We start from the raw sequence: 21,893 nt of genomic DNA, 5'->3' as shown, positions 1-21,893 counted from the left end.
GGAAGAAGGATGTTCATTGAGGAACGGCAGATTGCCATCGAGAAAGTCCTTCGGGAACAGGGAAAAGTCCGGACCAGGGAACTAAGCGAAATGTTCCAGGTCACAGAGGACTGCATCCGTAAAGATCTGAAAACTCTTGAGAATGCCGGCAAATTAAAAAGAACTTACGGTGGTGCGATTCTTTCCCAGGATTACCCGCTGGAAAGAGATGTTATCGACAGAAGAAATTATCATGTGGAAAAGAAAATGGTGATCGCGGCCAAGGCGATGACGCTGATCAAGGAGCGGGAAGCCATTTTCCTTGATATTTCCACAACCAATATTGAGCTTGCCAAGCTTCTTGCCAAGTCGAAAATGCAGCTTACGGTGGTGAGCAATATGATCGATATTTTGCAGCTGCTTGCGCAGAACCCCAAGATCACAGCCATAGGAACCGGCGGGATCATGTATCCTACGGTAAACGGGTTCCTTGGTTCCGCAGCGATTCAGGTAATCCGGCAATACAGCTTTGACCGGGCTTTTATGGGAAGCTGTGGAATTGATATGATGGATCACACAGTCACCACTCTTGGAGTGGAGGATGGGCTGACCAAGAAGGCGGCGATTGAGAGCAGCCGCCACAAATACGCTGTGATGGAGCGGGAGAAATTTTATTTTAATGAATCTTACAAATATACACAGCTTGATGAGCTGGACGGAATCATCACAGATGAATTCCCGGATCAGTCTATGCAGGATATGCTGGATTCTTTGGGCGTGACCCTTTACTAGAAGGTGTCTCCCCCAGGCTGGGTGAAAGGAAAAAGAGGATATGAGCAAATTTACTTTGGAGGTTTGTGCAGATTCTGTGGAATCTGTACTGGCCGCTGAGAAAGGCGGAGCAGACCGGATCGAGCTTTGCGGAAATGTGGTGATCGGAGGGACAACCCCTTCGGAGAGTCTTTACCGCGAGATACGTAAGCATAGCGATATTAAGATCCATGCGCTGATCCGTCCAAGATTTGGCGATTTTTGTTATACGGAATATGAATTTGATATTATTCGTTCAGAAGTGAGAAGATTCCGGGAGCTGGGCGCCCAGGGTGTTGTGATCGGCATGTTAAAGCCGGACGGATCTCTGGATGTAGAACATCTGGCACAGCTTATGGAGGAAGCGAAGGGGATGTCTGTGACTTTGCATCGGGCTTTTGACGTGTGCAGAGATCCAATGGAGGCACTGGAGCAGGCGATTTCCCTTGGTTTTAACACCATTCTTACATCTGGACAGAAGAATAACTGTGTGGATGGTTCGCCGCTGCTTGCTAAGCTGGTGGAGAAGAGTGCCGGCCGTATCCACATTATGGCTGGTGCGGGAGTGAATGCAGATGTGATCGCTCCTATCTATGAGAAGACCGGAATCACAGATTATCATATGACGGGCAAGGTTTTGCTGGACAGTGAGATGAAGTACCGCAAAGAGGGCGTGAGCATGGGACTGCCGTCTTTGAGCGAGTATGAGATTTTCCGCACCAGTGAGGCGGAGGTAAAGAAGGCCCGGAAGGTATTAGCAGGGCTTTAGAGCCTTTGGCGCTCTTTCACAAAATGGGATTGTTTTCGTGAAAGGGCGTTTTTTGCTATTTAGTGTGGTAAAAGTTTGTCAGGAGGGACGCATTCGGACAATGGATATTACTCACTCACCGGCGCAACGCTACGATGAACTAATCGCTAACTGCGACTAAGGAGTTCCGGAGAGCCGTCACTCCTAAGTCTTCGTAAGCGCTGGATTTCATCTGCGCTAAGAACGCGCCTGAAATGGTTCGCTGGAGTAATACCCATTGCCCAAATGCTGTGTACTGGCTGAGAAACCAAATCCACAAAACAGCAATTTCTTTAAAGTAGGAGGATGAATAGATGTTTCTTCAAAATAGTGAGAAGAAGATTGAAGAAGAATTTTTGAAGTTAACAGAGAAGCTTGGGGCGGACAGGGAGCCGCTGAGGACGATTTGCGAGAAGTTGGATGAGTGCGGCAGAGACTTGGGTCTGGCGATGAAGTATTTGTATGTGACAGCGCCTTATAGTGATCTGGTGAATTATTCCTTTGAGGAGATCCAGGATTTTGCGGAGCATGGGCTGTTTCTTTATAACACGATGGAGCGTGTGAAAGAGCTGCCGGAGGAAATGTTTTTGAACTATATTCTGGATCACAGGGTGAATGAGGAAGAGGTGCTTCCTTGCAGAAGCTTTTTCTGGAATGAACTTAAAGATAGAATTGCGGGAAAAAATGCGAAAGATGCGGCAATTGAGGTAAATTACTGGTGCGCAGAGGAAGCTACTTATCATAGCGGAGATGACCGCACACTTCCAGCACTTACGGTATATAGAAGAGGCTACGGCCGCTGCGGTGAGGAGTCCGTTTTTCTGGTAAATGCCCTTCGAAGCGTGGGAATCCCGGCGCGGCAGGTGTATGTGCCAAGATGGTCCCATTGTGATGATAATCACGCATGGGTGGAGCTTTGGTGCGATGGAAAATGGTATTTCACAGGAGCATGTGAACCGCTTATGATCCTGAATAAGGGCTGGTTTACCAATGCTTCTTCCAGAGCCATGATGGTGCATTCCCGCCTCTTTGACCTTTTCCCGGCAGAAGGGGAGGATGTGATCGGCAAAGAAGGGGCAGCAGTTATGCTGAACCAGACTGCGCGCTATGCTAAGGTGAAAACAGTTTCTGTGAAAGTGACAGATAAAGAGGGCGCGGTTGTAAAGGGCGCTCAGGTGCAGTTCCTGGTTTTGAATATGGGCGAGTATTTCCCCATTGCAAAGGCTGAGACAGACGAAAAGGGAATGGTTTCTTTAGTGACGGGATTTGGAAGCGTAAGCGTTCTGGCGTTCCTTCCGGGAATGGAGGGATTCGCACAGGCAGATCTGGATACCAGAGCGCAGGATGAGATTTCCCTGATTCTTACTGGTGAGGCTGTGGAAGCTGAAGATTGGAGAGCTGTAGATGTAATTGCTCCAGTTGACACCCCGGTGAACCCGGATATGCCTACCCCGGAGCAGAAAGCAGAAGGAACCAGACGACTGAATGAAGCAAACAAGATCCGTAAGGAGAAAAAAGAAAACTGGGTAAATCCGGAGCTGACCGCTTTTCTTGCTGGTGAGGATGAGAAGGAACTTCGCCAGGCGATGGTAGATGTGCTTTCTGAGAAAGACCATACGGACTGTGTTTGCAGCGTGTTGGAAGAGCATTTGGAATATGGCAAGCAGTATGCAAAAGAATTTAAAATGAAGTCTGGTACTGGGAAATGTGGCGAAAAAGAAATGAATGGCGCAGATTGCTTCACTCAAGGCGCTGAGAGTGCTAATGCAGAGTGCAGTAACTATAAAGCTGAAAAATCTGCGGCATATACAAGAGTTACAGGTGCAGAGTCCGGCTATAATCTTTATATCAATTTTATATTAAATCCCCGTGTGGAAGACGAGCTCCTTCGCCCATACCGAAAGGGCATTCTCTCCTTCTTCACAGAAGAGCAGAAAGCCACTTTCCGCGCAAATCCGGCAGAAATCTGGAATTATATCCAGGCGCATATCACCACCTACCCGGATAACGAGCGCGAGACCGTAATGGAAACTCCATACGAATGCCTGGTATCCGGAATTGGTACCCAGCGTTCCCAGAAGGTACTTTTCGTGGCAATCGCCCGCACACTGGGAATCCCGGCAAGATTGAACCCAGATAATAAGGTAATGGAATACTGGGTAAATAGTCAGTTTGTTCCTGTTCTGAAACAGCAGGAGGGTGGCGCTGTTCTCACATTGAAAAAAGAGACAGATGATGTATGGAACTACTATCAGAACTGGACCATGGGGCGTCTGGTTGGAAATGAATACGTTTCCCTGAATCTTACAGGCAGAAGCTGGGAAGAGGACACGTTGGAGCTTGCGTTGATTCCGGGAACCTACCGGATCATCACAACCAACCGTCTTCCAAATGGAAATCAGTTTGCCTGGGAGAAAACATTTGTAATAAAAGAAGGAGAGAAGCTGGAAGAAACCCTGCGTCTTCGCGAAGCCCAGCTTGGGGATATGCTGGAGCGTATTTCCCTGCCAGAATTTGAGGTAAAGGATTCAGCTGGAAATACAGTAACCTGCGCCGATTTAACCAAAGGCGGTAAGAAAATCCTCATGTGGCTGGAAGAGAGCCGGGAACCTACCGAGCATATTCTGAACGAAATGCTGGAACATGCAGAAAAATTCCACGAATTTGAAAAATCCGTTTCTTTCCTGATCCGCACCCAGGAAGCCAAGCTGGATCCCCTTCTGGCAAAAGTGCTGAAGACGTTCCCGGATGTTTCTATTTATTATGATTCTTTCGAGGAAAACATCGAGCTTCTGGGAAGAAGAATGTACGTTGATCCGGACAAGCTTCCGCTGATCCTGGTAACCAATGGCGAGTCTGTAGGAATTTATGCAACCAGCGGATATAATGTTGGAACAGGCGACATGCTGATCCGTATTATGGAAGAAGTGCCGGAGGCATGAATCGTCTGGAAATGAAAAATTAGAAGTTCTAAGAAATATGGAGATGGCTTTTGAGTACGCTTCAAGTTATAGCTGTAATTAAGGTGTATGGAAGCCATCTCTAAATGGAGTAAATTATGAATAAATACACAGAAATTCACCCAGATGGACAACGCGCATACCAGTTTGTAGCTGACACGGCATACGTCCGTGAATCCGGCACAAAGGGTGAGCACAAAGCAGCAGAATACATTCTGAAAGAAGCAGAGCAGGCAGCTGCCCAGCCAGGAAAATCTGCCTATATCCAGACACCCCGCATGGAATTTTTCCAGTGCCCGGATTTTCAGCAGAAAAAGGCAGAGCTGGTAATCTGTCAGCCTTATGAGAAATCCTATCCAGTGCGCGCTTATCTGAATGGCGCCTGCACTCCGGAGGAAGGCATCACCGCACCATTTCTCTTCGTAGGAAAAGGAGATGACATCAGTCTTTCCCAGGCGAAAGGTGCAGTGGTACTGGTATGTGATCCCATCCGCGAAGATATGATAAATAAAATAAAAGCAGCAGGTGCACTTGGCTTTGTAACCGTATGCGGCACACCGCTGGATCAGGGGGAAGACCGGATTCCAACCCAGTACCGCCGCAAGGCATGCGACCTTCCAGGCGCATCCATCCACTATCTTGACGCAGTGGAAATCGTAGAAAAAGGGGCGTCCCAGTGCTGCCTGAACATTCAGCAGAGCGAGATTTCCCGCAATTCCGCCAATGTGGCAGTACGCATTCTGGGAACTGATTTTCCAGAAGAAATCGTTACGGTAACAGCTCACTATGATTCTGTTCCGGAAGGCCCTGGCGCATATGACAATATGTCCGGCGGAGCCATGGTGATGGAAGCTTTCCATCATTTCGCAGAGCACAGACCAGCCAGAACCATGGAGTTCATCTGGTTTGGCTCCGAGGAAAAAGGTCTGGTTGGAAGCCAGAATTATGTGAAATCCCATGAGGGAGAAATGAGCAGCCATGTGTTTAATCTGAACGTAGACCTGGCAGGGCAGCTCCTGGGCGGAAATGTACTGGGAGTCACCGCTGATCCTACGGTTTGCGTAGAACTGAAGAATCTTATGGAAGAGAACCAGCTTGGTGTTACCATTAAAAATCAGGTCTGGGCCAGCGATTCTAATACTTTCGCATGGAAATGTGTGCCAGCGCTTACCTTAAACCGTGACGGCTTTGGCATGCATACAAGACACGATACAGTAGAATATATATCCCCTCGCGCACTGGAAGAAGGGGCGAAAACTCTCTGCATAGCAGCTGCATGGGTGGCAAACGAGCCAGAGCTTTCCTTTGAACGGGAAATTCCAGAGGATATGAAGAGAGAACTGGAAAAGTATTTTGCCTAATGAAATATAATTTCAAAGAGATATAGTCGATTATGTAAAACTATTCTTTTAAAAGATATCTGTATGATACCAGTGTCAGAAGGTCAAAAAGCCGTTCGTGCTTGCAAGATAAAGCGTTTGAACTTGGGACACGCCAAATATGAGAAAGTAGCAATTTACGCAGTAAATCAGCGGATTTCGAATATCTGCATAAAATATTATTGAAATTTGGCGATTATTTATGAGCGAAATTGCTTGCAGATGTCTGAAAGAATTATTACAGGAAAGGACATTATAAAATGAACAAAGTAATCGAAGAAAGAACAAAACGTACCGAATGGTACCGTGACGCCCGTTTCGGCATGTTTATCCACTGGGGACTTTACGCAATCCCTGCCAGAGGAGAATGGGTGCGCAGCATGGAGCAGATCCCACACGAGGACTACTGTCACCTTACCGAAGAGTTTACAGCTGAGAACTACAATCCAAGAGAATGGGCTCGTCTTGCGAAAAAGGCAGGTATGAAATACGCTGTGCTTACAGCCAAACACCACGACGGCTTCTGCCTTTTTGATACCAAACTTACTGATTACAATTCCATGAACGCAGCCTGCCACAAAGACCTGGTAAAAGAGTTCCTGGAGGCATTCCGCGCGGAAGGAATCAAAGTCGGCCTGTATTTTTCCATTATAGACTGGCGCCACCCGGATTTCCCACACTACGGGGATATGCATCATCCAATGCGCAATCATCCGGAATGCTCCAATGAAAACCGCGATTTCGACCGTTATCTGGAATTTATGTTCGGTCAGATCAAAGAGCTTCTTACCAATTATGGTAAGCTGGATCTGATGTGGTTTGATTTCTCCTATGGCGATATGAAGTGTGACAAATGGAAAGCCCAGGAGCTGATCTCCATGGTGCGCTCCATCCAGCCATGGCTGATCATTGACAACCGCCTGGAAGGCAGCGCAGAGGATTCCGGTTCCATTCTGACAGCTAATCCTACCGAATATTCCGGAGATTTCGCATCTCCGGAGCAGATGATCCCGCCAGCAGGAATTCGCAACGAGCTTGGTGACCCGGTACCCTGGGAAGCCTGCCTGACCCTGAATAACAATTGGGGCTATTCTTCCAGTGACCGTCATTATAAATCAGCCGAGATGGTCATCCACATGCTGGTTGAGTGTGTCAGCAAGGGCGGAAACCTGCTCCTGAATGTGGGCCCTGACGCCAAAGGCCGTATTCCAAAGGAATCGGTGAAGATCCTGGAAGAAGTAGGCAATTGGATGGACGAAAATTCCAAGAGCATCTACGGCTGTGGTTACGCCGAGATCGACAAGCCCGAGTGGGGCCGCTACACCCGTAACGGAAATAAAATCTACGCCCACGTTATGGAGCCCCAGGCAGGAGCAATCCCTCTCACCGGAATCCACGGCAAGATCAAAAAACTCCGCCGTCTTTCCGACAATTCCGAGGTAAAGCTTACGGATTACTGGAACCTGAAGGAATACTCCCAGAATCAGTTCTTTTTCCTCAATGCTGACACCTGCGACAGCTACCCCCTGCCTGACAGCCGGGATACGGTTGTGGAAGTAACGATGGAAGAAACTGAAGAATAAACTGAAGAATAAACTGAAGAATAAACAGATATAAGCAGATATAAAAAGAATTAACAGAAATAAACTGAAATAAACTGAAAGGGACTGCCAGGGAAACGGCAGCCCCTTTTTCGGCTTTATAAGAAAGCCAATCTCTGACACTTTCCTGAACCGGGCAGTGCTTACGCTCTGGTACAACAATGATCGTCATTGCTTTTCCTGCCCGGTGGAGTCCTTCGTTGATGGCGTAATATTATACCAGGTCTTTCCCTCATCCTTGGTCTGATAGACGGCAGTAGGGCTCACATAAATAAAGTTATCAATTTTTTTGTCTTCTCCAAATGTATAATAGGCGAATCCATCCTTTGTTTCTGTAGTACTATTATTATTCTGAACCTTATAGAAAGGGCTGTTTTCATAGGTCGAAGGCTGCAAGGTCCATTTTTCCAGTGCGTCCTTGAATGGTCCACCGCCTGCATAGTAGATACGGACTTTTACTGTCTTTGCACCGATTCGAAACGTCTGATTTGAAAAATATGCGTCGGGAGTATCCATTTTGCCTGTGGCATTTAGCGTATCGTAATTAAGATATTTATTTTTGGAAAAATCAATCGTTCCAGAATAGCCTCCGCTCCAATTTAAAATAGCTCCCTTATCGTTCTCGTAGGAAACTATACAAAATCCGTTTTCGTCTGGTGACCCAATCCAGTTGTCTTTATCATTGTTACTGATTCCTCCGACCGTGAGTGTCGAGCTCGTCTGCCAGCCCGGCTTTTTTTTGCATAAGATCCACTTTGATCGGTTCCGGGATTTCTGTATCTATTGCTTCTGCCATGATCTTCGCATAAGCAGAGCGCACATTAGCCAGATCTGTTGCTTCTCTGGATTTTTCAAGCTGGCTGGAAAAAATGGGAATGGAGATTGCCACAAGTACACCAATGATAGCGACTACGATCAAGAGCTCAGCCAGCGTAAATCCATCGTTCTCGTTCATAATTTTTTTAACCATTTTCGGTACCTCCGGTGTGATAAAGTTGCATAATTAAAGTTCATTGTACCATTTAAGCTCTTCTAATTCAACCTGGCACAGCTGATTTTATCGTTTATTTATGCAAAAAGCATAAGGTTTCTAAATACTGAGGTGACGGTAAAAAAAGAGAGACAGTTCACACATGTGTCCTGCCTCTCCAATTCCGGATAAATATCCTATTTTACGACCTTCTCCAGCACTTCCTTCATTCTCCGTGCCGCTTCCCTCAGATTTTCCAGGGAGTTTGCATAAGAAATTCTCACATATCCTTCACCACTGTTTCCAAAAGCAGTACCAGGAGTCATGGTCACATAGCACTCCTTCAGGATATACTTGCAGAACTCATCCGAAGTCATTCCTGTCTTTTTAATGTTCACGAACATGTAGAAGGCACTGTCTGGTTTCTGGCAGCTGCAGCCAGGAATCTGGTTGACGGCTTCGTAGATGAAATCCCTTCTGCGCTCATATTCTGCCACCATCTCAGCGGAAGGCGTATCATCTCCCTGAAGGGCAGCCACAGCAGCTGCCTGAACGAAGGAGTTGGGACAGGAAATGCTGTAAAAGCTAAGACGCATCATAGGCTCCAGCAGCTTTTCACTGCAAAGAAGATAACCGATACGCCATCCGGTCATTGCATAATATTTGGAAAAACCGTTTAAGATAATAGTTCTATCATGCATGCCCGGAAGCTCGGCAATACTCATACATCTTTTGCCGTCATAAATAATATCTGCATAAACTTCATCAGAAATTACAATTAAATCATATTTTTCTGCAACTCGTGCAATTTCTTTCAGAGAAGCTTCATTTAATGCGAAACCACAAGGATTGGACGGTGAGTTGAGAAGGATCATTTTGGTGTGCTCTGTGATCAGGGAATCCAGGGAGCCAGGCACGATCTGATATTCATTTTCCGGATCCAGATAATAGGATACCGGTTTTGCCTGGGCAATCTCCGGAACTGTGAAATAACACAGGAAACCTGGATCCGGAACCAGGATTTCATCACCTGGGTTTAAGAAGGCAAGCATGGAAAGGTAAATTCCATGTGTGACACCGTGGGTGATCATAACCTCTTCAGAACCAAATTCCAGACCATATTTTTTCTTATATTCATCCCCAACTGCTTTACGGATGTCCTCGTAACCAACAATCGGTCCATAATGGACTTTTCCAGCGTCCAGGGCCTCCTTTGCAGCCTCACAGATGTGCTTCGGAGTATCAAAATCAGGCTCGCCAATCTCAAGGTGAATAATCGGCTTTCCCTCTTTTTCCATAGCAGTGGAAAGCTCCACCATCTCTCTGATTTTGGAAAGCGGTACGTTTTTCATTCTGTCTGCCTGTTCGAAATTGTACATTTTATTATCCTCCCATATGATTTAAGATACATATCAAATTCTTTTGATTTTGTAAAAAAGTTTATAAATTATAGTACGCTGATGATTTTCATGTACTCTTCTTATGGTAACTATTCAGTGGATCTATTCTGCGATGTGTTTTTGGTGAATATAGTTCACAGAAAAACAGGGAATCCCGGCGCGGAGCGCGTAACTGTGAAGGTACTGAATAGCTGCCTGTTATGCAATATGCAGGATCGTAAACACCAGCGGAATTGAAAACAGGGAAAACAGGGTGGTGATAAACACGCCCTTCGTGGCCAGCACCTGGTCTTTTTTATACTGGGTAGCAAAAAGAACCACCGTATTGCCTACCGGCATGCTCAAAAGCACAAAGATAATTCCGCGGATATAAGCATCTGATATGGTCAGACAAAGGAGAGGCCAGATCAGAATCGGCACCAGCAGCTGCTTCAGTGCCGTAAAAATATAAACTTTCCAGTCGTTAAACATTTCCCTGAAAGGCATCCCTGCCAGGTTTGCCCCGATCAGCAGCATAGCAAGCGGAGAGGTAAGTCCGCCGATGCTTCCAATAGCACCCGTCACAGGGGCTGGTACCTGAACCGGGAAAAAGTACAAAAGCAGGGCCAGGATGGAACCGATCATTCCTGGATTCAGAATCGCTTTCAGACTCAGTCCGCTTTTTTCCCCGGAACCGTAGTGCATCATCCATACGCCAATGGAATAGGCGCTCAGGTTAAAAAGAATGTTCAGCACTGCCGCATAGAGCAAAGCCTGTTCTCCATATAAAGCTGTGATCATGGGAAAACCCATAAATCCCACGTTGGAGTAAGTATTCATAAAAGCGTACACACCCTGCTGGTTCTGGGGCAGGTGAAAAAGTTTTACCACAGCGAAGCTGACCAATGGGAGCAGAAGGTAAATGATCAGGGATGCGAGGAAAACGGTGACAACCCGGCTGGAATCATCGACCTCCGTTCTTGTAAGAACAGAATTCAGGATGATCAGGGGCATGGTCACATTTACCACCAGCCTGGTCAAATGGGAATCTACCTCGGGGTTGAGGATCCCTAGCTTAAATAAACCATATCCGCAGAACATGATGAGAAATAATTGGATCATCTGGGCAATTAAAACATGGATATCCATAATAAGGACCCTCCTTCTGTACGATACTTAGCAACTATTTTGCAGCTTGCATCCGGCGTAGTGCATCATTGTGAAAATGTGGAGCTGTTACCATAACTAATTGTATTTAACGATAGAAAATAGATTTACAGAATGCTGTTTCTGGTATTTCCATCCAACAGGAAATCTACCGCATTCTCTGTAGAAATCCGAACCAGCTCCCTTGCTGCTTCATCTGTGAAAAAGCTTACATGGGCTGTATAGACTACATTTTCCATCTGGCAAAGCTCTGCGAAAACCGGATCATCCGGATATTTGCCTTTGAAATCTTTTCGGACGATATCATCTTCCCCTTCGTATACGTCGAAGGCAAAGGCAGATAACTTACCGCTTTTCAGGCTGTCCAGAACAGCTGTGGCATCCACCAGACCGCCGCGGGCGGTGTTTACCAGGATAGCGCCGTCTTTGCAGCCTGCCAGGAAATCCTTGTCTACCACATGATAGGTACTTTCCATAAGCGGGCAGTGGAGTACGATCAGATCTGCCTGTTTACATAATTCTTCTTTGGAAACATAGGTGCCATATTGCTTTACCGCTTCTGATTCATAAGGATCGCAAACAAGAACCCTGCAGCCGAAGCCTGCCAGAATACGGATGGTAATAGCACCAATTCTGCCGCTTCCCATAACGCCTACGGTCATAGCCCCCAGCTCTTTTCCACGGATACCGTCAATGCGGTAATTGCAGGCTCTTACCATCTCCTGGTTGCGTTTCATTTTTCGGAGAAGAGACAGGATCAGAAGAATGGTGTGCTCGCTGATGGAAGCGGGAGAGTAGGAAGGAACATTTGCAGCGCCAAGACCATATTTTTTCACAGCGTCCTTGTGGATGTGGTCGATGCCTGTGGATCGGGTTGTTACAAAGGAAACACCCATTTCCTTCAAAGAAGCAGCCATTTTGTCATCAATCACGCTGTTGCTGAGAATGGAAACAGCCTGGCAGCCTTCTACATATTTCAAGGTTTCCCCCCGTAAAATATCATCTACAAAAACATATTCCGGAGCTTCCCGGAGAGGGAGTTTTTTCAGCTCCTCCTGCTCCCAGGGAGTCATTCCATATACTGCGATTTTCATAAATCAGACTTCTCCTTTCTTGATCATATCCTTATACTCTGCCGTAATCTTAAAGACATCTTTTCTAAGGCCGAATAATACGCACAGGTTAGTGATGTTTGCAATACCAAGACCAAGGTCTGCAAGTCCCCAGATGGTGGAAAGTCCGCCTACAGCACCTACGATCGCCATAATGCAGGCCAGGATACGGTAGCACATGATGGCTGTTTTATTCTTTGTAAAATAGCCCAGGCAGTTTTCTCCATAATAAACGCTGACAACTGCGGTTGTAAAGGCAAAGAAGAAAATAATCAGGGAAACGAAGATGCCCGCTGCGGTCTCACTTCCCATACCTGCTGCGAAGCCCATTGTAGTAAGTGCGGCACCGCTCTGTCCGCTGGTCCATACACCAGTTACCATAATAACAAGGGCTGTCATAGTGCAGACAATAATTGTGTCTACGAAAACTTCTGTGATTCCCCAGATACCCTGTTTTGCAGGATGATCTACGTTTGCAGTTGCATGTACAAGTGCAGCAGTACCGTTTCCGGCCTCATTGGAGTAAACACCTCTTGCAAGTCCCCAGCGGATTGCGGAAGAAACACCTGCGCCAAGGAAGCCTCCAGTTGCAGCTGTGCCGGAAAAAGCACCTGCAAAGATTGCTCCGAAAGCTGCCGGAACTGCTGTAATATGTGTAATAATTACGAAAATTGCTACAACGCAATAAGCAAGTGCCATGAAAGGAACTACGATTTCAGCACATTTGCTGATTCGTTTCAATCCTCCGATCAGGACAAAGCCCATGATGACTGCACACACAACTCCGATGATCACCGGATTGATGTCAAAGTATGCGGTGAGAGAACCGGTAAGGGAGTTGATCTGTACAGCAGGTGCAAGGATCTGTACGGCGAAAATAACGAAGCACCAGAGGCCGCCCATCCAGGCAAATTTTTTGCCAAGGCCTTTCTTTGCGTAATACATGATTCCGCCTTTATACATTCCTGTTTCCGGATCCACTTCACGATATTTGACAGCCAGGCAAACCTCTGCGTATTTTACGATCAGTCCGAACAGGGCAACCAGCCACATCCAGAAAACAGCGCCAGGGCCGCCAAGTGCGATGGCTACGGCAACACCGGCAATATTTCCGACGCCAAGTGTGGAGGCCAGGGCGGAGCAAACGGCGGCAAGGGAACTGATCCCTTTTTCAGAACCTTTTGTTTTGAACATTTTGCCAAAAGTATTTTTCATGGCATGTCCGAAGTAGCGGAATTGGAAGAAGCCGGTGCCGATGGTCAGAGTGACCGCCACAACTACGGTTAAAACCAGGATAGGAAAGCTCCATATGAAGTCTGAGACAGAGAGCATGTCACTAAGCACATGCTGCCAAAAACCTGTAAACCCGTTCCAGAAATCTGATAGTATTGTCATAATAATTTCCTCCTCGATGTAGATTAGCAATCGAAGTGTTCAGGCCTGTTTCTTACGATTCCTGTTTATCTTGGTATTTAGGCTATCACATAATATAGTGGAAAACAAATTGTGGTTAGCTATGTTTATCTATTGCCAGAAAAAATGGAATACCATAGTTTTTCACAATATAAAAAGAACCCTGGAAATAAATATTCCGAAGCTCTTTTTGGGGGGGATATTCTGTCAGATCACCAGTCTGGCAGCCTGACTTTTGTATAAAAATTTTGCTAATTCAAACCCGCAGTCATTTGGAGCGGACTATTTCAGCTGGCGGATATGTATTGTGCCGGTGAAAGGTTAGGCTGTAAGGAACCCTGCTCCGCGCAGAGCTGGGAAAGCCTGGCGATATATTCACTCATAACGGGGGTGATTTCCTGGTTCCGCCTTTTGATCCAGCCGATTTCCAGGCTGGAAATTTTTTCATCTTTAAGTGGAATCGCCACCATATCCCGCAGGGAAGTGCGGCTTCCAAGAAGACCGCTTCCGATGGTATAGGCATTGAGATATATGGACATGCTGATCTGCATTCCACGGTCTGTTACTACAATGGTGCGGGGAATCTGCAGATTTACATCCGCTTCTTCGGAAAAATTCCGCAGACTGTCAAATCCCTGGTCATATACAAGAAATGGATAATCCTTCAGATCGTCCCTGGTAACCTGGCTTTTTCCTGCAAGAGGATGCTTTTTATACAGGTAAACGTGGGGAAACATGGAAATAATAGGGGAATACTCCAGCTCATTTTTGCTGATCTCGAAATCCAGAACCCGGTTTTCTGGATTCTTGGAAAGCACCCCGATCTGACAGATGTTATCCGCCACCAGTTTCAGTACATCCTTGGTTCTGCCTTCGTGAAGCTTCATGCGGTAATGGTTGCTGGACTTGTCTGCCACAATGTCCATAAAGGCTTCGGCAGCAGTTGCAATGTGCTGGCTTGCAACGGAAAAAATGATCTCCTGTTCTTTTTCCATGTTGCAGTATTTATTCTGTACGCATTGAAACTGCTCGATGATCCCTCTGGCATATTCCAGAAATTCCCTTCCGGCGTCTGTAACCTGTGCGCCATGTTTATTTCGGGAAAAAATAGTGATTCCCAATTCTTTTTCCAGCTTCTTCACTTCATTGGAAAGAGTAGGCTGTGTAATGTATAGAACCTGACTGGCCCTGGAAAAGCTGCCTTGCTCTGCAATCATGACCACATATTTCATTTGCTGCAGATTCATGCCTGTCCCTCCTTTGGTTAGCGTAAATAAGATAAAATATTCTGTGCTTCCAGCGAGCTGTCTTAGAGCGTGTTTGAAAAATCATTTCAGCAATCTGCACGCCCCACTTTGCGGTATATTTCGCCCGAATTCGGTTGGCGTAGCTTAGTATTCTTAAAAGGCTCGTTGTCCACGAAATAAAAAAAGCGAAGAGGCAAACTCTCTGTCTGCCTCTTCGCATATTCGAATCATAGCATATTCAAAAAGAAAATACAAGCCTATTTTTTATTCTTCCAAACACTTCGCGCCACCATACAGATGAGAATCGTAATTACCATATCCGGCAGTGTATTTCCCACAGGAATATCAATTCTCATTAAAATTCGGTACAGAACAAATCCGATCACCCAGATCACCGCATTCGTGATGTCAACCGACTCGCCCAGGCTGTCGGTACGTTTCAGCAGGAAGAAGTCTGCAATCTGAATGGCGATCATCGGTGCAAATACAGATCCGATGAGATACAGGAAATCGGTAATGTTGTCCATTGGATATACAATTGCAGCAATTGTTCCGATGATGGTTACAGCAATTGCGGCATATTTTCCATTTATTTTGGAAAATACCGATTCAGATGAAATTCCGGCGGAGTAAGCATCCAGGAATGTGGTGGTAACAGTGGAAAATACAATGATCAGAAGACCTGCAATTCCAAGTCCGGCCTTCACCATAATCTGGGCAATATCGGATTCACCGGTATAAATAGCGGCGCCCATACCGATTACATACATCCAGCAGCTTACCAGGCCGTAGACAACGGAGCTGACAGCGGTTGCTTTCACTGGCTCCTTCGCCTCGCGGGTATAGTCGCTGATCAGCGGCAGCCAGGAAAGGGGCATTGCCACGGAAAGCTCTACCGCTGCGCCGAAGGACATGGCTTCCTCGCCAATAGCAAGTGCAGTCCCGCCATCAAAGAAGATCAGCTTGCAGAGCACCAGTGTGAGGATAAAAAGTGCTGCCATAGCGATGGTGTTGATTTTCCCAAGGTTGGTGATGCCAATAAAAATCCACAGTACGATCAGTGCGCCAATGACCAGACACCACACCCAGCTTCCGGTATGTAATACGCCGTCTGCAGCCAGTGCTCCGTCGTAGATCATAATGGCAGTCCAGCCAACCAGCTGGAGCACGTTCAGGAAGGAAAAGAAGATTCCGCCCTTTTCCCCGAAGCTCATTTTTACAGTTTCCATAGCGCTGCGGCGTGTTTTTCCGCCTATGACTCCGGCGAGGAAAAGCATGGTGCAGCCGATAATATGTCCGATGATAATGGCAAGAAGGCCTTTTTGAAAGCCCAGCGGGGCAAAGTAAGTTCCAGTGAGGATTTCCGCCAGGGAAACACCTGCGCCAAACCAGATCAGGCCGTTTTCGAAGATGGAGGTACGTTTTTCGGTCATGTTAGTTGTCCTCCTTTGCCAGTGTGAACTCGTTCCTGATCGCAAACCCATGATCCATAGGTCCGCTGCCTTTTCCCAGATCCAGCATAGCAGCCAGTGCCCCGGAAATATATTTCTTGGAACGCTCCACGGAAGTATCCAGGGCAAATCCCTTTGCCAGATTAGAGGCAATGGCACTGGATAAGGTACATCCTGTTCCGTGGGTGTTGGGATTCTGGATCCGTTTTCCCTGGAACCATTTGTACTCCCCGTCACGCCAAAGAAGGTCGTTGGCGTCATTCAGCTGATGACCGCCCTTGCAAAGCACTGCACAGTGGTATTTTTCCCCGATGGCAGCAGCGGCTTTGATCATATCATCTGCAGTTTCTATTTTCATTCCGGAAAGCACCTCAGCCTCCGGAATATTCGGTGTCAGGACAGTTGCCAGGGGAAGAAGCTGGCTTTTCAGCGCTTCGATGGCTTCGTCGTTGATCAGCTTGGCGCCGCTTGTGGCAACCATAACCGGGTCCACTACAATATTTTTCGCCTGGTACTGGTGAAGCTTCCGGGCAATGGTTTCAATCAGCGCACTGGAAGATACCATTCCAATTTTTACTGCGTCTGGATAAATATCTGTGAAAATATTATCCAGCTGATCGGCCAGAAATTCTGGCGTTGCTTCCATGATTCCTGTTACACCGGTAGTATTCTGTGCGGTAAGTGCTGTGATGGCACTCATTGCATACACTCCATTGCTGATCATTGTCTTGATGTCAGCCTGGATACCGGCGCCTCCGCTGGAGTCACTTCCAGCGATTGTTAATGCTGTTCTCATAATGTTTCATCCTTTCTTCTGGCCTTGTCTGATCCACTCTGTAATTTGCTGCCCTGTAACTTGCAGTGCACATTGACAGAAGCTTTTCAAACAGGCACTTGTATTATTTATGCATTAATTTTATATAGCGTCCGAAAGTGGTGCCCCCAGCCGAACGCTGCATTGGGTTACTGTTCACAGAGTGACCAGTAACCGCTTCGCGATGCACAGAAAGACGAACCTTCTTGTGACAAGCACAAGAAGTAGCGTTTGCTGCGCAAACTTAATTCTCGGGTTTTCTGTGAGCTTTGCTCACAAAAAATACCTCGCGGAACGTTACCGGTGAACAGTAACCTGCATTGCTGCCATATGAAAAAAAGAGACACCCGCATGTGGTGTCTCCGAAAAAATCAAAACCATGATGACTTCCTACGGCGGCATTATCCGCATCAGGTAAAGGGTCGAAATTCACAATTTCCTCTCAGCTTGTCTACAAGCTCCCCTGTTCTTTTGTTATTATAGTAATAATGGGAAAAATTGTCAATAAGTTATTGAAATCCTTAAAAAAGCCGAAATAATGAGAAAAATCCCTCAATTCAACCAGCGGTAGGGTGACGGATCTCCTGTTTTGTGGCATAATCAAGACAACAAAACAAGCATCCGATAAGGAGACATATCATGACAGACACAGGCAAAAACCAGGTGGGCACATTCATTGCCCAGTGCCGTAAAGAGAAAAAATTAACCCAGAAGCAGCTGGGCGAGAAATTAAATGTGACAGACCGCGCCGTTTCCAAATGGGAGACCGGCCGTTCCTTTCCAGACGTAAGCCTGATGGAGCCACTCTGCCAGGAGCTGGATATCTCCGTCAGCGAGCTTCTTGCCAGAAAAAGACTGGAGCCAGAGCAGTACCAGAAAGAAACGGAGAAAATGCTTATGGCCTCTGTCAGCGCCGGACAGCTTATGGGGCTGCAGGTGGTGCTTTATGTCATTACCCTGGTAATCTTTGCTTTAGTAGATTTTCCCTTTGTTATAAGAAAAATCAGCGGCCTCCCCCTGGTGAATTATATCAGCATTGCCTGCTGGATTCTGGCTCTGGTCCTGATCTTCAGCCTGAACTACCTGGACAAAAAATTGCCGGCAAGAAAATTCCGCACCTCGAATGTAACACTGGAGCGGATCGTGGGTGCCGTGACTTTCTTAGGAATCATGGCAGTAAACTTTGTGGTCAGCGGTGGTCTATCTTACATAAAAGACATGGATTTCGGCGAAAAGGTTTACGGAGCGGTTATTTTTATCGTGAGCCTTGCTGTTGTAGTGGGAATCCGGGGAATTATGGCGCAGACACGCAAGGAAGAGTGGGAGATGGAGCAGGAGGAAAATGCCGCCAAAAAGGAATAACTCTTTTTCCCGACTTATTGAAAAAGAAAAAAGAACAGTCGCAACAGCGTTGAATGATATAAAAATAGTGGCTGAAACGTTAAAACAATAAAGAACTGTCACACAGAGGCGATTTACCTGAGGAAGAGAAATCACTTCTGCGAAGACAGTTCTTTTTGGAAAAAGAATAAATTTATATGTAATACATGCACCCGGGGAAGGCGCTGTTTATTACCTGATATAGTTATTTGATATCTAACTCCATGACCAGTACCTGGTATCCATGCAATTTAACAGTCTCTCCATCCATAACCACATCCGGATAGTTGTTGAGCAGCACCTTTTTGCATGTCGCCGGAAGTGTGATTTCCTGCTCCTCCCACTGATAATTGCCAACCACCAGCAGAGTTTTATCGCCCTTACGGTAGTAAGCCATCAGATTGTGACGGTTCTCCATAAACGGCTCCAGAGCACCGTACACAACCGTCTCTTTGTATTCAGGATTTTTGCGAAGTGCGATCAGCTGTCTGTAAAAATGGAATACAGAGTCAGGATCTTTTCGCTCATCCTCCACATTAATGGAAGTATAATTGGGATTTACCCGAAGCCATGGCGTTCCAGCCGTAAATCCGGCATTTTCCCCACCCGTCCACTGCATAGGGGTACGGGCATTGTCACGGCTGTGGCGCGCAACGGCTTTCAGAGCTGCTTCAGGAGTAAGCCCTGCGTCAAGTGCAACCTTATACTCGTCCAAAGTAGAAATATCATCCACCTCATCAATAGACTTAAATGGCACATTTTCCATACCAAGCTCCTGCCCCTGGTAAATAAACGGCAGTCCGCGAAGCATGAAATTCAATGCTGCCAGTAGTTTTTTACTTGTGTCACAGCAGTCCCCCTCCGGAATGTAGTGGCTGACACCGCGAGGCTCGTCATGGTTCTCAATAATATTGGAAACAAATCCGAAATCCCCCATTTTTGCCTGTGTCTCAAAACAGCAGCGCTTGTAATCATCTGGAGTGATCTCTTTATAATCATACCAGCCCTTCTCAGAACCGCCGAAAATGGTCTCATTGAAATCAAACATAGAAGAAAAATATCCGTTATCCCCGATGAAATCCGGAAGCTCCTCGTCCTTTGCGTTAAAAACCTCACCTACGGAAAAAGCATCGTGAGGCTTGAAGGTGCGGTCCCGCATTTCTCCAAGAAATTCTCCGATCCCGGTAGCTTCCTCCAGCATTTTTCCAATGTAGCAAAGGCCGTCCTCACGGTCTGGCTCATAGTCGTGCATGGGCAGAGCCTTCTTGATATTGATAATGGCGTCAATGCGGAAGCCGCCCAGACCTTTGTCCAGCCACCAGTTGATATTCTTGTAAACCTCTTCCCGAAGCTCCGGATTTTCCCAGTTCAGGTCCGGCTGTTTCTTGTGAAAAACATGAAGGTATTGTTTGTTGGTCCCCGGCAGATCCTCCCACACCGGCCCGCCGAAATAGGAGCGCCAGTTGGTAGGAAGCCTGCCATCCTCCTTGTCTCTTAAATAGAAGAAACGGCCGTATTTTCCGTCTGGATCCTCGCAAGCCTTTTTGAACCATTCGTGTTCATCGGAGCAGTGGTTCACAACCAGGTCCATGACAATATACATGTCACGCTTCTTCGCCTCAGCAATAAGGCGGTCCATATCTTCCATGGTTCCGAAGCGCGGGTCAATGTCATAATAATCGGAAATATCGTATCCCTGGTCGGCCAGCGGGGAGCGATAGCAAGGGGAAAGCCAGATAATATCCACTCCCAGATCTTTCAGATAATCCAGTTTCTCTATAATTCCCGGCAGATCGCCGATCCCGTCGCCATTTGTGTCATAAAAACTCTTTGGGTAAATTTGGTAAGCAACCTTATCCTGCCACCATTTTCGTTTCATATAATAGATCCTCCTGCAAAATGTTTTCGATGTGTTTTTTTAAGTTGGTTTTGTCATTGAGTACATTATACATACATATGGTGGAAATATCTTCCCTTAATCTGATAAAAAAATACGATATTTTGACATTGTAGAAATTATGCTATTGAACCTTGTGAATGAGGGCTGGTTAGGACATGCTTCTAAAAGCACTTCTTGCAGAAAGCCTTTTTCAAACATGCTTTAGTCTGCTGACTCGTTTGCCTGCTCTCGCTTGCGATAGTGCAGCGGCGTAGTTCCTGTGTACCTGCGGAATTCCCTGAGAAAATTTCCCATATTATTATATCCGCAGTCCAGGCAAACCTCAGTTATGGGAAGAGAGCTGTCTCTTAGCATCTGCATTGCCTGACGGATCCGATATTCATTCAGATATTCCACCGGCGACATCCCGAGCGCTTTTTTGAAAAAACGGCAAAAATACTGCTCGTTCAGTCCGATGAGAGCGGCAAGGTCCCGGATATAGATTTTCTCCTGGTAATGCTCCCGGATATAGGTGATGGCTGTTTTGATGGTTTCCACCCGGTGGTCGTCCGGCTTCTCTGTCTGGGAAAAAAGCTGCTGCTGTTCCAGAGTGGCGAAAAATTGCAAAAGAGAAGCTTTGATGATAAGCTGGTCCGCTAAATCTACCGATATCGTTCCCGAAGCGCGCAGGGAAGTGAGATGGAAATGCTCATTTTCGTAGGTCAAAGTTTCAGGTGAGCTGCTTCTGGAAAAGGCATCCGCAATGTTAAAAAATATAGCGCGAAGAGCAGAAAATGCAGGATGCTCTTTGGAAATTGATCTTGGAAAGTGCAGCTGCCCATTTTGCATAGGCTGGATCAGCTGGGCTTGCACCGTGTCATAAAAAGGTGAGCAAAGCAGTTCGGGCTGGAATACAACCGCATATTCCTGCAAGGGTTCCTTGGAAGCAGAACGGATGCTGTGCAATTCTCCAGGATTGACGAAATAAAAGCATTCGGATCGGATATCAAAAGCTTCCATATTGATTTCCATTCTAAAATTTCCATCTGGAAAATAAAGGATTTCGGCCTCTTTGTGCCAATGGTGCTTTACCATAAATCCATGCCCGCACATCTGTGTCTGATAAAAAGCACAGGGAAAAGACTGGGTTCCATGAGGATTGGTTTCTTTCAAGTCAGGAGCTTGCTGCTGATACATGGGTACCTCCGAAAAATAGGGAATGAGTTTCTTCTATTATAAGAAGGAAGATTGTTATATTGACGCTATCATGGATGGGGAAAAAAGTCAATGCTAGTCTGGAGCCTGCCCCCAAAATCATTTCTGTTGCAGAAAGCCTTTTTCAAACACGCTCTAGTACAGCATTAATTACAACTTGGCTTGGCGGATTTTTCGGAGAAAATATCGCTTTCTGGTAGGCGGATGGTGTTGATACGTAAGTTGCACAAAAAATATAGAAGTTTTTGTAAAAAGTGCTTGACTTCTACTTGCGGCAGTGGTAATATAAACAAGCTGTCGCAAGGAATTGCTTCTGAAATACTGAAAAATAAATTGGTTTTCAGAAAATT

The 21,893-nt window shown here is 46.3% G+C and carries 18 protein-coding genes, 2 pseudogenes and 1 riboswitch; of the genes and pseudogenes, 7 read left to right on the top strand and 13 right to left on the bottom strand.

The window, feature by feature from the left end; genetic code table 11:
• The first annotated feature begins 9 nt into the window (after positions 1-9).
• From ACTQ50_RS15490 to ACTQ50_RS15470, 5 genes are all read left to right on the top strand, one after another.
• Positions 10-771 (top strand): DeoR/GlpR family DNA-binding transcription regulator, encoded by a 762-nt coding sequence (locus ACTQ50_RS15490; protein WP_441484942.1) that lies wholly within the window; start codon positions 10-12, stop codon positions 769-771.
• A gap of 40 nt (positions 772-811) precedes the next feature.
• Positions 812-1,558, top strand: coding sequence for a copper homeostasis protein CutC (locus ACTQ50_RS15485; RefSeq protein ID WP_441484941.1), 747 nt, complete (start codon positions 812-814; stop codon positions 1,556-1,558).
• 332 nt (positions 1,559-1,890) lie between these two features.
• Positions 1,891-4,518: a transglutaminase domain-containing protein gene (locus tag ACTQ50_RS15480; RefSeq protein WP_441484940.1), complete on the top strand. Its 2,628-nt coding sequence runs from the start codon at positions 1,891-1,893 to the stop codon at positions 4,516-4,518.
• A gap of 116 nt (positions 4,519-4,634) precedes the next feature.
• The gene (locus ACTQ50_RS15475) at positions 4,635-5,897 is read left to right on the top strand and encodes a M28 family metallopeptidase (protein WP_441484939.1); all 1,263 of its coding nucleotides are present in this window, start codon (positions 4,635-4,637) and stop codon (positions 5,895-5,897) included.
• Positions 5,898-6,175: 278 nt separating this feature from the next.
• Positions 6,176-7,498, top strand: coding sequence for an alpha-L-fucosidase (locus ACTQ50_RS15470; protein WP_441484938.1), 1,323 nt, complete (start codon positions 6,176-6,178; stop codon positions 7,496-7,498).
• Positions 7,499-7,684: 186 nt separating this feature from the next.
• On the opposite strand, the gene ACTQ50_RS15465 is transcribed toward ACTQ50_RS15470, so the two are convergent.
• From ACTQ50_RS15465 to ACTQ50_RS15435, 7 genes are all read right to left on the bottom strand, one after another.
• Entirely contained in the window at positions 7,685-8,032 is a 348-nt protein-coding gene (locus ACTQ50_RS15465; RefSeq protein WP_441484937.1) for a hypothetical protein, read from the bottom strand.
• Between the two features lie 169 nt (positions 8,033-8,201).
• Positions 8,202-8,486 (bottom strand): type IV pilin protein, encoded by a 285-nt coding sequence (locus ACTQ50_RS15460; protein ID WP_441484936.1) that lies wholly within the window; start codon positions 8,484-8,486, stop codon positions 8,202-8,204.
• 197 nt (positions 8,487-8,683) lie between these two features.
• The gene (locus ACTQ50_RS15455; protein WP_441484935.1) at positions 8,684-9,865 is read right to left on the bottom strand and encodes a pyridoxal phosphate-dependent aminotransferase; all 1,182 of its coding nucleotides are present in this window, start codon (positions 9,863-9,865) and stop codon (positions 8,684-8,686) included.
• Between the two features lie 219 nt (positions 9,866-10,084).
• Positions 10,085-11,014, bottom strand: coding sequence for an AEC family transporter (locus ACTQ50_RS15450; protein WP_441484934.1), 930 nt, complete (start codon positions 11,012-11,014; stop codon positions 10,085-10,087).
• Positions 11,015-11,139: 125 nt separating this feature from the next.
• Positions 11,140-12,126, bottom strand: coding sequence for an NAD(P)-dependent oxidoreductase (locus ACTQ50_RS15445; RefSeq protein ID WP_441484933.1), 987 nt, complete (start codon positions 12,124-12,126; stop codon positions 11,140-11,142).
• A 3-nt stretch (positions 12,127-12,129) separates the two neighbouring features.
• Positions 12,130-13,539 carry an alanine/glycine:cation symporter family protein gene (locus ACTQ50_RS15440; protein WP_441484932.1) on the bottom strand — a complete coding sequence of 470 codons (1,410 nt, stop codon included), beginning with the start codon at positions 13,537-13,539 and terminating at the stop codon, positions 12,130-12,132.
• 305 nt (positions 13,540-13,844) lie between these two features.
• The gene (locus ACTQ50_RS15435) at positions 13,845-14,804 is read right to left on the bottom strand and encodes a LysR family transcriptional regulator (RefSeq protein WP_441484931.1); all 960 of its coding nucleotides are present in this window, start codon (positions 14,802-14,804) and stop codon (positions 13,845-13,847) included.
• Here ACTQ50_RS15435 and ACTQ50_RS15430 point away from each other — a divergent pair.
• A pseudogene (locus ACTQ50_RS15430) lies at positions 14,773-14,916 on the top strand (hypothetical protein); the annotation flags it as partial. The gene ACTQ50_RS15435 and the pseudogene ACTQ50_RS15430 overlap by 32 nt on opposite strands.
• Here ACTQ50_RS15430 and ACTQ50_RS15425 read toward each other — a convergent pair.
• The 3 genes and pseudogenes from ACTQ50_RS15425 to thiD form a co-directional block, all read right to left on the bottom strand.
• A pseudogene (locus ACTQ50_RS15425) lies at positions 14,869-15,024 on the bottom strand (DUF6783 domain-containing protein); the annotation flags it as partial. The pseudogenes ACTQ50_RS15430 and ACTQ50_RS15425 sit on opposite strands and share 48 nt — an antisense overlap.
• 37 nt (positions 15,025-15,061) lie before the next feature.
• Positions 15,062-16,237: a putative hydroxymethylpyrimidine transporter CytX gene (gene cytX / locus ACTQ50_RS15420; RefSeq protein WP_441484930.1), complete on the bottom strand. Its 1,176-nt coding sequence runs from the start codon at positions 16,235-16,237 to the stop codon at positions 15,062-15,064.
• A gap of 1 nt (position 16,238) precedes the next feature.
• The gene (thiD, locus tag ACTQ50_RS15415; protein ID WP_441484929.1) at positions 16,239-17,051 is read right to left on the bottom strand and encodes a bifunctional hydroxymethylpyrimidine kinase/phosphomethylpyrimidine kinase; all 813 of its coding nucleotides are present in this window, start codon (positions 17,049-17,051) and stop codon (positions 16,239-16,241) included.
• A gap of 388 nt (positions 17,052-17,439) precedes the next feature.
• Positions 17,440-17,544: riboswitch (TPP riboswitch) on the bottom strand.
• 164 nt (positions 17,545-17,708) lie between these two features.
• On the opposite strand from thiD, the gene ACTQ50_RS15410 reads away from it, so the two are divergent.
• Complete coding sequence (locus ACTQ50_RS15410) at positions 17,709-18,431, top strand: helix-turn-helix domain-containing protein (protein ID WP_441484928.1); 723 nt, start codon at positions 17,709-17,711, stop codon at positions 18,429-18,431.
• A 223-nt stretch (positions 18,432-18,654) separates the two neighbouring features.
• Here the strand turns inward: ACTQ50_RS15410 and ACTQ50_RS15405 are convergent, their stop codons facing one another.
• The 3 genes from ACTQ50_RS15405 to ACTQ50_RS15395 form a co-directional block, all read right to left on the bottom strand.
• Complete coding sequence (locus ACTQ50_RS15405) at positions 18,655-20,328, bottom strand: alpha-glucosidase (RefSeq protein WP_441484927.1); 1,674 nt, start codon at positions 20,326-20,328, stop codon at positions 18,655-18,657.
• Between the two features lie 222 nt (positions 20,329-20,550).
• A complete protein-coding gene (locus tag ACTQ50_RS15400; RefSeq protein ID WP_441484926.1) occupies positions 20,551-21,525 on the bottom strand; it encodes a helix-turn-helix domain-containing protein in 975 nt (324 codons plus the stop codon).
• A gap of 164 nt (positions 21,526-21,689) precedes the next feature.
• A partial coding sequence (locus tag ACTQ50_RS15395; protein WP_441484925.1) for a hypothetical protein occupies positions 21,690-21,893 on the bottom strand: 204 nt, incomplete at its 5' end.

Origin of the sequence: Blautia sp. Sow4_E7, assembly GCF_052116245.1 — a bacterium.
Taxonomy (GTDB): domain Bacteria; phylum Bacillota; class Clostridia; order Lachnospirales; family Lachnospiraceae; genus Blautia_A.
Note: the sequence above shows the minus strand (reverse complement) of the source record. Positions and strands in the feature narration are given on the sequence as shown.

What these genes read in the sequence shown, in the direction of transcription:
- ACTQ50_RS15435 (WP_441484931.1), bottom strand. Translation starts at nt 14,804, where the DNA reads ATGAATCTGCAGCAAATGAAATATGTGGTCATGATTGCAGAGCAAGGC.
- ACTQ50_RS15470 (WP_441484938.1), top strand. Translation starts at nt 6,176, where the DNA reads ATGAACAAAGTAATCGAAGAAAGAACAAAACGTACCGAATGGTACCGT.
- ACTQ50_RS15485 (WP_441484941.1), top strand. Translation starts at nt 812, where the DNA reads ATGAGCAAATTTACTTTGGAGGTTTGTGCAGATTCTGTGGAATCTGTA.
- ACTQ50_RS15455 (WP_441484935.1), bottom strand. Translation starts at nt 9,865, where the DNA reads ATGTACAATTTCGAACAGGCAGACAGAATGAAAAACGTACCGCTTTCC.
- ACTQ50_RS15490 (WP_441484942.1), top strand. Translation starts at nt 10, where the DNA reads ATGTTCATTGAGGAACGGCAGATTGCCATCGAGAAAGTCCTTCGGGAA.
- thiD (WP_441484929.1), bottom strand. Translation starts at nt 17,051, where the DNA reads ATGAGAACAGCATTAACAATCGCTGGAAGTGACTCCAGCGGAGGCGCC.
- ACTQ50_RS15400 (WP_441484926.1), bottom strand. Translation starts at nt 21,525, where the DNA reads ATGTATCAGCAGCAAGCTCCTGACTTGAAAGAAACCAATCCTCATGGA.
- ACTQ50_RS15475 (WP_441484939.1), top strand. Translation starts at nt 4,635, where the DNA reads ATGAATAAATACACAGAAATTCACCCAGATGGACAACGCGCATACCAG.
- ACTQ50_RS15450 (WP_441484934.1), bottom strand. Translation starts at nt 11,014, where the DNA reads ATGGATATCCATGTTTTAATTGCCCAGATGATCCAATTATTTCTCATC.
- ACTQ50_RS15445 (WP_441484933.1), bottom strand. Translation starts at nt 12,126, where the DNA reads ATGAAAATCGCAGTATATGGAATGACTCCCTGGGAGCAGGAGGAGCTG.
- ACTQ50_RS15480 (WP_441484940.1), top strand. Translation starts at nt 1,891, where the DNA reads ATGTTTCTTCAAAATAGTGAGAAGAAGATTGAAGAAGAATTTTTGAAG.
- ACTQ50_RS15405 (WP_441484927.1), bottom strand. Translation starts at nt 20,328, where the DNA reads ATGAAACGAAAATGGTGGCAGGATAAGGTTGCTTACCAAATTTACCCA.
- cytX (WP_441484930.1), bottom strand. Translation starts at nt 16,237, where the DNA reads ATGACCGAAAAACGTACCTCCATCTTCGAAAACGGCCTGATCTGGTTT.
- ACTQ50_RS15460 (WP_441484936.1), bottom strand. Translation starts at nt 8,486, where the DNA reads ATGGTTAAAAAAATTATGAACGAGAACGATGGATTTACGCTGGCTGAG.
- ACTQ50_RS15465 (WP_441484937.1), bottom strand. Translation starts at nt 8,032, where the DNA reads ATGGATACTCCCGACGCATATTTTTCAAATCAGACGTTTCGAATCGGT.
- ACTQ50_RS15440 (WP_441484932.1), bottom strand. Translation starts at nt 13,539, where the DNA reads ATGACAATACTATCAGATTTCTGGAACGGGTTTACAGGTTTTTGGCAG.
- ACTQ50_RS15410 (WP_441484928.1), top strand. Translation starts at nt 17,709, where the DNA reads ATGACAGACACAGGCAAAAACCAGGTGGGCACATTCATTGCCCAGTGC.